The 12918-nt window shown below is 40.1% G+C and carries 13 protein-coding genes; 9 read left to right on the forward strand and 4 right to left on the reverse strand.

Features of this window, described 5'->3' with window-relative positions; all coding sequences use genetic code 11:
• Window positions 1-6 precede the first annotated feature (6 nt).
• The 3 genes from FTU75_RS17220 to FTU75_RS17230 all read left to right on the forward strand — a co-directional run bounded on the left by FTU75_RS17220 (window position 7) and on the right by FTU75_RS17230 (window position 2035).
• On the forward strand, window positions 7-312 hold the full coding sequence (locus FTU75_RS17220) for a GNAT family N-acetyltransferase (RefSeq protein ID WP_347269446.1): 306 nt from the start codon (window positions 7-9) through the stop codon (window positions 310-312).
• Window positions 313-619: 307 nt separating this feature from the next.
• Window positions 620-946, forward strand: a complete 327-nt coding sequence (locus FTU75_RS17225; protein ID WP_180116549.1) for a GNAT family N-acetyltransferase — start codon at window positions 620-622, stop codon at window positions 944-946.
• Between the two features lie 618 nt (window positions 947-1564).
• On the forward strand, window positions 1565-2035 hold the full coding sequence (locus FTU75_RS17230; RefSeq protein WP_180116550.1) for a BLUF domain-containing protein: 471 nt from the start codon (window positions 1565-1567) through the stop codon (window positions 2033-2035).
• 59 nt (window positions 2036-2094) lie between these two features.
• On the opposite strand, the gene mpl is transcribed toward FTU75_RS17230, so the two are convergent.
• Window positions 2095-3459: a UDP-N-acetylmuramate:L-alanyl-gamma-D-glutamyl-meso-diaminopimelate ligase gene (gene mpl, locus FTU75_RS17235; RefSeq protein ID WP_180116551.1), complete on the reverse strand. Its 1365-nt coding sequence runs from the start codon at window positions 3457-3459 to the stop codon at window positions 2095-2097.
• Between the two features lie 274 nt (window positions 3460-3733).
• On the opposite strand from mpl, the gene FTU75_RS17240 reads away from it, so the two are divergent.
• On the forward strand, window positions 3734-4072 hold the full coding sequence (locus FTU75_RS17240) for a DMT family protein (protein WP_078189529.1): 339 nt from the start codon (window positions 3734-3736) through the stop codon (window positions 4070-4072).
• A gap of 25 nt (window positions 4073-4097) precedes the next feature.
• Here FTU75_RS17240 and FTU75_RS17245 read toward each other — a convergent pair whose 3' ends face one another.
• Window positions 4098-4547 (reverse strand): hypothetical protein, encoded by a 450-nt coding sequence (locus FTU75_RS17245; RefSeq protein ID WP_180116552.1) that lies wholly within the window; start codon window positions 4545-4547, stop codon window positions 4098-4100.
• 215 nt (window positions 4548-4762) lie between these two features.
• On the opposite strand from FTU75_RS17245, the gene purE reads away from it, so the two are divergent.
• The 3 genes from purE (at window position 4763) to FTU75_RS17260 (ending at window position 8419) form a co-directional block, all read left to right on the forward strand.
• Complete coding sequence (purE, locus tag FTU75_RS17250; protein ID WP_078189531.1) at window positions 4763-5275, forward strand: 5-(carboxyamino)imidazole ribonucleotide mutase; 513 nt, start codon at window positions 4763-4765, stop codon at window positions 5273-5275.
• Window positions 5276-5291: 16 nt separating this feature from the next.
• Entirely contained in the window at window positions 5292-6413 is a 1122-nt protein-coding gene (locus tag FTU75_RS17255) for a 5-(carboxyamino)imidazole ribonucleotide synthase (protein ID WP_078194467.1), read from the forward strand.
• A 719-nt stretch (window positions 6414-7132) separates the two neighbouring features.
• Window positions 7133-8419, forward strand: a complete 1287-nt coding sequence (locus FTU75_RS17260; protein ID WP_180116553.1) for a lytic murein transglycosylase — start codon at window positions 7133-7135, stop codon at window positions 8417-8419.
• Window positions 8420-8518: 99 nt separating this feature from the next.
• On the opposite strand, the gene FTU75_RS17265 is transcribed toward FTU75_RS17260, so the two are convergent.
• The gene (locus FTU75_RS17265) at window positions 8519-9646 is read right to left on the reverse strand and encodes an anhydro-N-acetylmuramic acid kinase (protein WP_180079211.1); all 1128 of its coding nucleotides are present in this window, start codon (window positions 9644-9646) and stop codon (window positions 8519-8521) included.
• A gap of 63 nt (window positions 9647-9709) precedes the next feature.
• On the opposite strand from FTU75_RS17265, the gene tyrS reads away from it, so the two are divergent.
• Window positions 9710-10942, forward strand: a complete 1233-nt coding sequence (gene tyrS / locus FTU75_RS17270; RefSeq protein WP_171262600.1) for a tyrosine--tRNA ligase — start codon at window positions 9710-9712, stop codon at window positions 10940-10942.
• A 495-nt stretch (window positions 10943-11437) separates the two neighbouring features.
• On the opposite strand, the gene FTU75_RS17275 is transcribed toward tyrS, so the two are convergent.
• On the reverse strand, window positions 11438-12079 hold the full coding sequence (locus FTU75_RS17275) for a YitT family protein (protein WP_180116554.1): 642 nt from the start codon (window positions 12077-12079) through the stop codon (window positions 11438-11440).
• A gap of 224 nt (window positions 12080-12303) precedes the next feature.
• On the opposite strand from FTU75_RS17275, the gene FTU75_RS17280 reads away from it, so the two are divergent.
• Window positions 12304-12576 (forward strand): hypothetical protein, encoded by a 273-nt coding sequence (locus FTU75_RS17280; RefSeq protein ID WP_180116555.1) that lies wholly within the window; start codon window positions 12304-12306, stop codon window positions 12574-12576.
• Window positions 12577-12918: the final 342 nt, after the last annotated feature.

Raw genomic sequence — 12918 nt, forward strand, 5'->3', positions numbered from 1 at the left:
CAATTTATAAAAAAATGGAGGAAATTTAAGATGTTTGTACAACAAGATGATGATCAAAAAAAAGGAGCTTTCTTTGTTGAGCAAGATGGGGAGCGTTTGGCAGAGATGACTTACTCATGGGCAGGCGATGATAAATTTATTATTGATCATACCGACGTCAGTGACAGCTTGCGAGGACAAGGTGTTGGACGACATCTCCTCGATGCAGCAGTGAATTTTGCTCGGGAAAAGAACGTGAAAATTATTCCACTCTGCCCTTTTGCAAAATCTGTATTTGATAAAGATGAATCGATTCGTGATGTTCTACGCTAAATTGTATAGCGTGATGTAGATTAATCATTTGGATAAATAAAAATAGCCTGATCGTATTGCAATCAGGCTGTTTTTTATTTGAAATCTAGTTGTGAAATTGAATTAAGATCGTGATTTATACAGCGATACAACCAAGCATGCTGCAGCAATCAGTAATACAAAGATAGCGACAAGATAAAGGTCCATAATAAAAATATCCAGCAAGTGTGATTTAATTGTTTTTTAATTAATGTGAAAGGTGTACGGATTTATTATCACCTACAGTTGAGTATAGGTCGTTTAAGTTCTGTACCAATCACTTTCTCGTTTGTTACACGGTGTATTTTTTCATAAAAAGGAAGAAAAAACAGTGACTATACAACATCAAGATAATGGTCAAAAAGGTGAATTTTTTCAGTTAAATGCTGAGGGTGAACGGCTCGCAGAAATTAGTTATCTATGGCGTGATGAACATACCATTGTGGCAAATCACACGTGGGTAGATGATTCCTTACGTGGGCAAGGGGTTGCTCGTGTACTATTGGATCATTTGGTGGAATTCGCTCGTGAGAAACACTTAATAATTATTCCAACCTGTTCTTATGTAGAGGTGATGTTTCGCCGAGACAAGACATTAGCCGATGTTCAAGCCTAAAAAAGCCCGCGATGCGGGCTTTTCTATCATTATGAAATTTTTAAAAAAAACTTACTTAAAAGCTAATTTGTATTTAATTGAGCTTTAATTTTAACAGCGTAGAAGGTGCTTTGAAAAGATTTGGCCAAAACTGCAATAAGATCGAGCAGCTTGATATCCCTAAAAATAAGCTTAAACACATGATATTTAATAATGCAAAGTCATTCAGTACAAAATAAATACTGCCAATAGTCATCATCATTAGTAAATAAATGAGATAGTGAGGAATCGCAGTACGCAGTGTTATTCCTAAAATAAATGAGCAAATAACGACATTAAAAAAATCTGAAACGCCAAAATTATTCAGTATGATCAAGGCAGCAAAATATACACAAGTGATCGATAAAAAAATGAGTAAATTTTTAAGCATGGTCGGCCTCTTTATTCATCTTCAAATGGAAATAATTTCATTGTTTTAATATGTATAAGTTTAAAAAAATGAAGGTGATATCGGTATACGTGATCTTGGTTTTCTGTTGTAAGTTAAAAAGCACATTTGATTAAAAAATATACAAATATTTACTCATCCTGTAGAACTTTCTACGTTAAAATCGTGCAAATACTTTAAGAATAAACACAATGATACAACTCTGTTATGCCAGTACACGTGTAGAACAACAATTTGATTTAATACAAGATTTAAGTGATATTTTGGTGAGAGCCCGCAGCTTCAATACCGAACAGCGTATTTTTGGCGTGCTGTACTATGCCGAAGGCCGGTTCTTCCAATGCTTGCAAGGTGAGCAAGCGGCTCTCGAACAGCTTTTTCAGCATATTGCGAAAGATACTCGCCATCGGGATATTGTGCGTTATCCTGATCAAAATATTGATCAAATCGATTTTTCAAAATGGTCGATGAAATATGTCAACCGACATAGTGAAATTGCTAGTTTGTTTCAGCGCTTTGGACATTCAAGCTTTCAACCCGACGTGCTCAATCTAGAACAAATTCAGGCGTTTTTAACGACCTTGTTAAGATTAGAGAATGTTGAACAGCCGGTTAAGCTGGATTTAGGCTATAAAAACCGAGGCTATCAGAATTATTTTTAAGCTGAGTGTGAATAAAAAAAAGCCCGCGCATCGGGCTTTTTTTATTTTATTTAGTGGGTTTAGGCTTTTAATGCACTGATCAGCTTCTGATGTAAACCACCAAAACCGCCATTCGACATAATCACCACGGCATCGCCCTCGCCTGCCTCGCTTACGATGGTTTGAATGATGTCATCCAGTGAACGCGCCACCACAGCTTTATTCGTAGCAGCTTCAATCACAGGTTGTAAATCCCAATCCAGACCTTCCGGCTGATACCAAATCACTTCATCGGCTAAACGCGCAGAATGTGCAAGGCCATCTTTGTGGCTACCCATACGCATAGTGTTCGAACGCGGTTCAATTACTGCCCACAATTTACGCTCACCGAGACGCTTACGCGCACCTTCTAACGTGGTATCAATCGCCGTTGGGTGATGTGCAAAGTCGTCATAAACTTCAACGCCACGTACGGTGCCCAAAAGCTCCATACGACGTTTTACACCACCAAAGTTCGAAAGCGCCTCACACGCCGTTTCAATCGAAACACCGACATGTTCAGCCGCAGCAATGGTTGCCAAAGCATTGGCTACACTGTGTTGCCCAGTCATATTCCATTTGACTTCGCCTTTCACGACACCATGCTGTAGCACTTTGAAATGTGAACCGTCAGCAGACAATTGTTCTGCATACAATTCAGATTTGTCATTGGCATCTAAAGATGTACGCACCACAGGTGTCCAGCAGCCCATTTCCAAGACTTCATCAATATTTGTTTCAGTGATGGGCGCAATGATACGGCCTTCACTTGGAATAGTACGCACTAGATGATGGAATTGCTTTTGAATCGCAGCCAAGTCTTCGAAGATATCGGCATGGTCAAATTCAAGGTTATTTAAAATCGCTGTTTTAGGATGGTAATGCACAAACTTAGAACGTTTGTCGAAGAATGCCGAATCATATTCATCGGCTTCTACACAGAAATATTCACCACCGCCTAAACGTGCGCTTTCACTAAAGCCTAAAGGTACTCCGCCAATCAAGAAACCTGGGTTTAAACCCGCTTGATCGAGCACCCATGCCAACATGGTTGTGGTTGTGGTTTTACCATGCGTGCCTGCAACGCCTAAGACATGTTTGCCTTGTAGGACGTGGTCTGCAAGGAACTGTGGGCCAGAAATATAAGGCAGGCCTTCGTTCAGCATGTATTCCACTGCATCAATACCACGTTTCATGGCATTGCCGACAATCACGAGATCTGGGTGTGGTTGAAGGTGGCTACGGTCATAGCCTTGCATTAAGGTAATGCCTGCATTTTCCAATTGGGTAGACATTGGTGGGTAAACGTTTTGGTCTGAACCCGTCACCTTATGTCCTAAATCACGAGCCAAGAGCGCCAATGAACCCATAAAGGTGCCACAAATACCCAAGATATGCAGATGCATTCGTTCTAACTCCACTGCTTTTATCGACACATCACTTTGTTATTGTGGTGTTGTCATTATAGATTTGGTTGAAAAGGTTAATTTCATTTGAGAGCAACCATAGCAAGGGTCTTAGCGAAAAGATAGATTTTTTTGTATGAGATCGTGCAAAAAGATTAAGCTCGCAACTGATCAAATGTGCGCAATTTTCTTGAGGATAAAAACACGGAAAATAGGCGCGAAATCCTGATGAAAAACGTACAATATGCGCAATTTTTTGCGATCTTGATTGCTTATGTCACTTGCCCTGTTTTTATTGATTATTTCCAACTGTTTTATGACTTTGGCCTGGTATGGACATCTGAAGTTTTTACATGATGCACCGCTTTGGCAAGCGATTTTATTTGGATGGGCGATCGCGTTACTCGAATACAGTTTTATGATCCCAGCAACGCGACTGTTGGCCAAACATGGGTGGTCTTTGGGTCAAATGAAAATCACACAAGAAGTCGTGACGCTATTGGTCTTCGTTCCATTTATGATTTTCCTTTTTAAACAACCCTTTAAGTTGGACTATTTGTGGGCAGGTTTATGCCTTTTTGGATGTGTCTATTTTGTATTTCGCAGTGCTTAACTGATCCAATGCTGCATGGCTCTGATCATTTAAGTGAGGCGTGTTTGCAGGCATTTTTGAGGACTTTACTAAACTCACGGTCTCGTGGAGTGGGATCTTCATAGTCAAAGGCATAATCACTCTCACTGGTCAGTACAGTCATTTGACCGTCTGCTTCAAAGTTCATGAGAGCAAAACCATAGCTTTGGTCATCGCAATACACACGATATTCTGAAATTGAATACATTTTATCGCGGCCATCATCTGCTTTGTAATAGCCTGTCATCTTGACCGACTCATGTTCATCAATGATCGATTTTCCGGTGACTAAAAATTTTTCGTGGATGTAGCCATTACTCTTAATTTGGCCGTTATAGTCTTTTTGTTGCTGTAAAAGGTTAAATTCTTTCACAAATTGGTTCGTATTGAGTTGAACGAGTTGGGCAAAACTTTGAGAGCTTAGGGCTAGAGTAAGTAGGATAAACATCTGTTTCATATTTAAAGTGTTGTTATAAATATTGATTTAATAAAAGTTTTTATAAAATTGAAAAAAATAAAAATATTTTCATCAAAATATTATGGAGTTTTCTTTTAAAGACAACCGTTAAATTTTATTGAGATGAATTTTCAGTCTATAATATGGGGCTCTTATTAAAGCTTGGCTCTAGTCGAGATTTACTCTCTCTTACTTTAATCTCTGGAAACATTGCAATGAATGCGGCCGCTTCACAAGACACTCCTCTCGTTGGAATTATCATGGGTTCTCAATCGGATTGGGCAACGCTAGAAAACACTGCCAATATGCTGAAACAGCTTGGCGTCCCATTTGAAGCGGAAGTTGTATCTGCACACCGAACTCCAGATCGATTATTCGAATATGCTGAAACCGCACGTGATCGTGGTATTCAAGTGATTATTGCCGGTGCTGGCGGTGCAGCGCATTTACCAGGTATGTGTGCAGCCAAGACTGACCTACCTGTACTTGGTGTACCGGTAAAATCATCAATTTTAAACGGCGTGGATTCATTGCTGTCTATCGTGCAAATGCCAGCAGGTATTGCAGTTGGTACTTTGGCGATTGGCCCAGCGGGTGCGACCAATGCAGCGATCATGGCGGCACAAATTTTAGGTTTAACGCGTCCTGAAATCGCAAAAAATGTTGCAGATTTCCGCGCTGCGCAAACCGATAAAGTGGCGAGTAAAAATATTCCGGGTCAAGCTTAATTAAGGGGCATTTCTCATGGATAAAACCATTGGTATTTTTGGTGGTGGCCAGTTGGGTCGCATGATGGCGCAAGCGGCATTGCCTTTAAACATTCAATGCACCTTCTTTGAAGCGAGTACTGAGTGCCCTTCTGCAGCGCTGGGTCCGGTGATTTCGACTCAAGCTGAAAATGGTTTGCAAGATTTCATTCAGAGCGCAGATGTTTTCAGCTTAGAGTTTGAAAATACTCCGTTAGCAGATGTTGATGTGTTGACCAAGAACAAAGCATTGCACCCACCGCGCCAAGCTTTAGCGATTGCACAGCATCGTTTGTCCGAAAAGGCTTTGTTTGATGAATTGGCTATCCCAGTTGCACCTTATAAGGCCGTGACATCTTTCGAGGGTTTACAAGCTGCTGTTGCTGAGTTGGGTTTACCCATCGTACTGAAAACATCGCGTGGCGGTTATGACGGTAAAGGTCAATTTGTGCTACGTAGCGCTGAGCAAATGGATCAAGCATGGGCTGAACTGGGCCCTGCTGGTGAATTGATTGCGGAAAGCTTTGTAACCTTCTCACGTGAAGTCTCAATCATTGCGGTGCGTGGTCAAGATGGCGATGTGAAAACATGGCCATTGGCGGAAAACCACCACCACAACGGCATTTTGTCGCATTCGATTGTGCCTGCACCAAACAGTGCAGACTTACAACCAGTTGCGCAAGATTATATTACTCGCCTGCTCAATCATTTGAATTATGTCGGTGTTTTGACGCTAGAGCTGTTTGTGACGGATAAAGGCTTATATGCCAATGAGATGGCGCCACGTGTGCATAACTCGGGGCATTGGTCGATTGAAGGCGCAGTGTGTTCACAATTTGAAAACCACATTCGTGCTGTAGCAGGTCTACCTTTGGGTTCAACTGAAGTTGTTCGTCCAACGGTCATGGTAAACATCATTGGTCAACATCCGAAATCTGAAGATGTATTGGCACTGAATGGCGCGCATTTGCATCTGTATAACAAAACAGAGCGTGAAGGTCGCAAAATTGGTCACATCACTTTAATGCCGAACGATACCGCTGAATTAACAGCTTTATGCCGCGCATTGGCGAAAATTTTGCCGAATCCACTGGCACTTAGCGAAGATATGACCATTTAAACCATAGTTTGAATGATAAAAAAGCGGTCATGCACATGGCCGCTTTTTTTATCGCTATAGTTCGGGCATCATTGCGCCTCTTTGCAAAATCACACCGCTTATCGGTGAAACGATAAGAAATTATTGATCATAAAGTGTTCGTTCGTTTATAAATATTCTGCGTTAATCTTCGTATGATTTTTTGTGTATCAATAGCCTGTGATGTGTGAATCAAAATCAAAAATAACCAAAGCGTTTTGAATTTAAATTGTGTTTTTGAATTCAAACTATGAATTTGAATTCAAAAAATCCTATACAAAAAAAATGAATTCAAAGTTTATGAATTTAAATTTGAAAAATGAATTCATTTCGCCGTGTTTAAATTTAAAATTTGAATTTAAAAGTTGCTCAGACTTATTGGATCTATAGGGAGTATATTTTAAAACCTATAATATTTTGATTATTAATAATAAAAATGAATTTTTACCCCATTTTGCATTTGTGGATAATTTTTTATGCACCTAATTTATCTTTAAATTTAAAAGTTTTGAATTTAAATTGGTGTTTGGTTTGTAATGAATTTAAAGTTGGGTTGTGGATAACTACTTTTGAATTTAAATTTTAAAAATGAATTTAAATGAGTAGAAAATATGAATTTAAATTTACGTTTTGAACCTTTAACTTTTGCTTTGAGCTGCTATTGTTAAAGCAACAATTTAAATTCAAAAAAGATCTAGGGTATGAAGCATCACTTAGGATTTGTTTTCGGGACTGCTTTATTGGCAATAACTCAGGCAAATGCCGAGTTGATTATTAATGGTCAGTCTGTCAATTCGTCGAGCATGCCTGCAACAAGTAGCATTTCACCACAAAATAACTTTCAAGGTTGTTTAGCCAATTTGCGCTCGCAAGCAATGAATGCTGGTGTGAGTGCATCCACTTATGATCGCTATACACAAAATTTAACACCTGATTATTCTGTGATTGAAAAGCTCAACTATCAGCCTGAGTTTTCAACTCCGATTTGGGACTATCTGTCCGGTCTGGTAGATGAAGAGCGTGTACAACTGGGTCAGCAGAAATTGGCGCAGCATCGTGATGTATTAAACCGTGTCGCAGCGGCTTATGGTGTGCCTGCTGAAACCGTGGTCGCGGTTTGGGGTGTGGAGAGTAATTTTGGTGATATTGCGGGTAGCTATCCTTTATTACAGTCATTGGGCACTTTAAGTTGTGAAGGACGCCGTCAAAGCTATTTCCGTGGCGAGTTTTTTGCAGCCATGCGGATTTTGCAGCGTGGTGATTTAAATGAATCTCAATTGAAAGGTTCATGGGCAGGTGCATTTGGTCATACCCAATTTATGCCGAGTACCTATGAAGAACTGGCCGTGGATTTTGATGGTGATGGCCGCCGTGATTTGGTGTCGAGTACCACGGATGCGTTGGCATCTACAGCCAACTTCCTGAAAAAGCGTGGTTGGCAAACTGGTCAGCCGTGGGGCTTTGAAGTAAAAATTCCCGAAGGAATGTCGATCAGTGGTGAAAGTCGCCGTAATAAAAAATCCTTGGACAGCTGGATGAATCGTGGTTTGCAGCGTGCCGATGGTACACCGTTAATACAAGGTAACCTTTCTGGATCGAGTCAAGCAGGTTTAATGGCACCGGCTGGGGCAAGTGGGCCTGTGTTCTTGGTGTTTAAAAATTTCGATGCAATCTATAGCTACAATGCCGCAGAGAGTTATGCATTAGCGATTGCGCATTTATCCGATCGCTTGCAAGGCAAGGGTGGCTTTAGTACGACATGGCCAACCGATGATCCTGGGACTTCACGTGCGGAACGACGTGAGATTCAACAATTTTTACTTAACCGCGGCTATGACATCGGTAAAGTTGATGGATTAATTGGAGATAAAACCCGTCAAGCAATTCGACAAGAGCAAAATCGACTGGGTTTAAGTCCAACAGGTCGGGCGGGACAGCAGATTTTACGGGCATTTCGTAATGAGTATGCCAAGGCAATGATGAATTAAGTTTGAGCTATGCTTTTTATATAGTAGTCAATATATATAAAAGCTTGTCTATATAAAAAAGGTCTGCAATTGCAGACCTTTTTTATATGTTTTTGACTCTTAAACCGCAGTGATTGTACCTAAGATACGATAGCCAGCAGCACCAGTCACACTTGGTAAATTTGCACTAAGCTGATTGACAAAGCGCATCGCCAACCAAGCAAAGGCTGTGGCTTCCACCCATGTTGGGCTTAAGCCTAAATCTGCGGTACTTTGTACCGTCCATTCATGTTTACGTAAACGCCAGCGCAGTTGCTCTAATAGGTGCGAATTGTATGCACCACCACCGCATACATAGACTTCACCAGTATCCATATCAGAGCGGTAAATGGCTTTTTTAATGGCACGTGTGGTGAGTTTCATTAAGGTTGCTTGAATGTTTTCTGGCGTATCTTCAAGTTCGTCATATTCGAGATCTCCACGCCAATCGAGAATCTGTTCATCTAACCATTCAAGATTGAAGTCTTCACGACCTGTGCTTTTAGGTGGTTCTTTAGAGAAAAACTCATGTGCTTGTAAGCGGTCGAGCAGACTGCGAATAGGTTGACCATAAGCTGCCCAGTTTCCATTTTCATCATAGGGCTGACCAGTATAACGTTCGCACCAAGCATCCATTAAAATGTTAGCTGGACCTGTATCAAAGCCATACACGGCTTCAGGTTGACCTGCAGGCAACATGCTAACATTGGCAATTCCGCCCAAGTTCAAAATCACACGGTGAATGGTGTCATGTTGGAAAAGCGCTTGATGAAACGCAGGAACTAAAGGTGCGCCTTGACCACCTGCAGCCATATCACGGCGGCGGAAGTCTGAAATCACAGGGATTTTAGTGAGTTCGGTAATAATATTGGGGTCGCCAATTTGCAGGGTAAAACCATGTTCAGGACGGTGGCGGATGGTTTGACCATGTGAGCCAATCGCCTTGATTTGACTACGATCTAGCTCATTCTTCTCGATCAACTCATTGATGCCATGACCGATCATTTGAGCTAAAGCAACGTCTGCCTTACCCATGCGATCAATTTCGTTATCATCAGGCAAGGTGAGGGCCATCAGTTCATCACGAAGGTCTGGGTCAAAGGGAAGTGTGAGCGTCGCATGAATCTCTAAAGGATCAAAAGAAGCAGCAACAATATCGACACCATCCATGCTCGTGCCGGTCATTACCCCAATGTAGATCGCTGTCATGATGATTCTTAAGCCTGCAATGTGCTGAAAAAGTGTTAGTATATCGCACAAATTGTATAACTGATCTATTTGGATTTTGTGATGTCAAATTTCCTGCCGGCTGAAGAACAACTTGCCCTCATCCAACGAGGCACACATGAGATTATTTCTGAAGAAGATCTTCTTAAGAAATTAAAGCAGAATCGCCCATTAAAAATTAAAGCGGGTTTTGACCCGACTGCACCTGATTTACATTTAGGTCATACGGTTCTGATTAATAAATTAAAAGTTTTCCAAGATTTAGGTCATGAAGTTTACTTCCTGATTGGTGACTATACAGCCATGATCGGTGACCCAACGGGTAAGAGCGCTACACGTCCACCGTTGTCTCGTGAAAAAGTTTTAGAAAATGCTAAAACGTATCAAGAACAAGTATTTAAGATTCTTGACCCTGCGAAAACTAAAGTTGTGTTCAACTCAGAGTGGTTTGGTCAAAAAACTGCTGCTGACTTGATTCAGTTAGCTTCACAGCAAACTGTGGCACGTATGTTGGAACGTGATGACTTCACTAAACGTTATAACAGCCATCAACCGATTGCGATTCACGAATTTTTATATCCATTGGTGCAAGGTTATGACTCAGTTGCGCTAGAAGCGGATGTAGAGTTGGGGGGTACAGACCAAACCTTTAACTTGCTGATGGGTCGTACATTACAAAGCCGTTATGACCAAGAATCTCAAGTGTGCATTACTGTGCCGATTCTTGAAGGTTTAGACGGCGTAAATAAAATGTCTAAATCTTTGGGTAACTATATTGCTGTATTTGATGCACCGGGTGCGATGTACCAAAAAGTGCTTTCAATGCCGGATGATTTGATCGAACGTTACTTTGACTTATTGAGCTTTAAATCGATTGAAGAAATTCAACAGTTGCTTAAAGAAGTGGCTGAAGGTCGTAACCCACAAGAAGTGAAGAAAATTCTTGCACTTGAATTGGTTGAGCGTTTCCATGGAGCAGAAGCTGCAGCAAATGCGCACAAAGGCGCAGGTAACTTGATTACTGAAGGTGAACTTCCAGAAGGTACACCAGAAGTGACGATTTCTCGTGGCGCATTTGGTGGTGAGATTTTCATTACTTCTATTTTGCGTGAAGCGGGCTTGACTAAAAATGCAGCTCAAGCAAAAGATGCAATTGGTCGTGGCGCGGTGAAAGTGGATTGGGAAGTGGTTGATGCAGGTTATGCTGTGTCAGAAAACAAAACTTTGATCATCCAAGCGAGCAAAAAAGCGATCGCAAAAGTAACTTTTACCGACTAATAAATTCTTGAATTTTTAGTTAAGTTATTGAATTAAAAGCAGGCTTCGGCCTGCTTTTTTTTACCAATTAATATATTAATAATATAAATAAGCAAATTCAAAAAAAACCTTATAAAAACAACACTTAAATTTTGCCAAATGTGTTGCATTTCTTGAATTTTATGTATAAGATTTATTCATCTAGAGAGATATATATACCATCTAGAGGGTACATAACGATAACTCCACTTTTTATAAGTCTCTTCCCCAAGGGACTCTTTTTTTAGTGAGTTAACAAATAACTATAATAACTACACGATGGATCGACTAAAGATTCAATTCTAAGGGAAAGATTTTGGGAGAGATCTTTCCCTTTTTTATTTGTAAAATTGAGCTATTCCTTTCAAAAATCACATTCATTTCTGTATTAAAGACTTTAATTGTGCTAGAAAAAAAGCCCGATTCAATCGAGCTTTAAAATGTCTTTACTCAGATAGATGTTCATTGAGTTTTATTTTAGGGCTTAGGGCCAAATTGAATGAAGCTTAATTTAGATAAAATCCGCTTGACTAAAGTCCCGACTAAAAGTGCGGTAATAATGGTGCCTTCACGTACTCCGATGACTTGATGTAAGACTAGCCAGCTACTGATAACCGCAATACTGACCAAGAGAATGTCGCCATAGGTTTTACAGTTGCCAAAATCAAGGCGATAACGAACAGCAATGGCTTGATAGAGACCTTCTGCGGCTAAGAGGACTAGACTGGCTTTGACCACTAAGCTCACACCTAAAGCGGTAATCAGGCAACTTGCCAAGCAAGCCAGGAGTTGAAGTGGGTAACTTTCTATGCTCCAGCCTTGGGTGAGCCACATTAAACCGTCAATAAATGCACCAAACAAAATTCCCACGGGTAATTGCAACCACTGTATCCACTGAAAGCGTGATTTTAAGATCAGCATTTGCAGCAGGATCATGACGATATGCATTAATACTGTTAATGTGCCGACGGTGAGAGGAAAGATATAGCTAAAGCTGTAGGGCACCGAAGAAATAGGGGATGTCCCTAAATTTGAATGTATAGAGAGTACGACACCAAAAGCCAATAATCCTAATCCGCTTAATAGTAAGAATAAGCGTGGAAAAAACTGTGTTGGCATCCTGCACCTAAAAAATAAAAAGAGTGTACGTGAAATGCAGCCTGCGCTCTATGCGTCTAAAGCCCAAAAATAGTGGCTTTTTATGACTGTGATCGTTAATAGTGATTATTCAAATAAATAGGCTGTATTTTTATCAGCAAAAATGACTAAGCATGTAATTAAAATGATTTTTGCAAAAACAGGCCTTATGGAACAATGGTCAAAAATCAAAAAAGAGCAACAACATGGCGTATTACAATACCGATAATCATGATGAACAGATCGATCGAATCTTGAGATATTTATTTGACTACCAAACTAAACAGCATAAACGAGCATTATTTTGTGAGGCGCAGCAACAATTACATGATTTGGATATCGCGGCACAGTACCAACTATTTGCATTGGTGCGAGAACAACTCCCTCGACGTGCCAAGCTTTTATTTTCTGCCGAGGATTTCAGTGGAAAACAACAAGTCATCTTGGAAGTCATACAACATTTAGCATATGAACGTTAAAAAAATGCTGGGAAATATAAAAATTCACGCTAAAAAATGTCTATGAAGCTTGAATCGGTGTGATGACAGAAAAAAATGATGTGCTTTGAGGAAGAAAAGTAGACTAATGATTAATAAATAATCAAATTCACTTTTATTAGACTTAAAAGCTCTGAAAAAGATTTGCTAGATATAAGAAATTTACTTAATTAAATATCGACTATTTGCTAAATATTTATAAAAAATGCTTAAAAAATAGGTAAAAGTGCAATTTTTTTAGCAAAAACGCTTATAAAAAATACATACGTGAAAAATATAGTGAATTGGGGGTTGCAATGATTCTGAAATGCTCTAGAATGCACC

Source organism: Acinetobacter sp. YH12140 (assembly GCF_013418475.1).
In the GTDB taxonomy this organism is placed as follows: domain Bacteria; phylum Pseudomonadota; class Gammaproteobacteria; order Pseudomonadales; family Moraxellaceae; genus Acinetobacter; species Acinetobacter amyesii.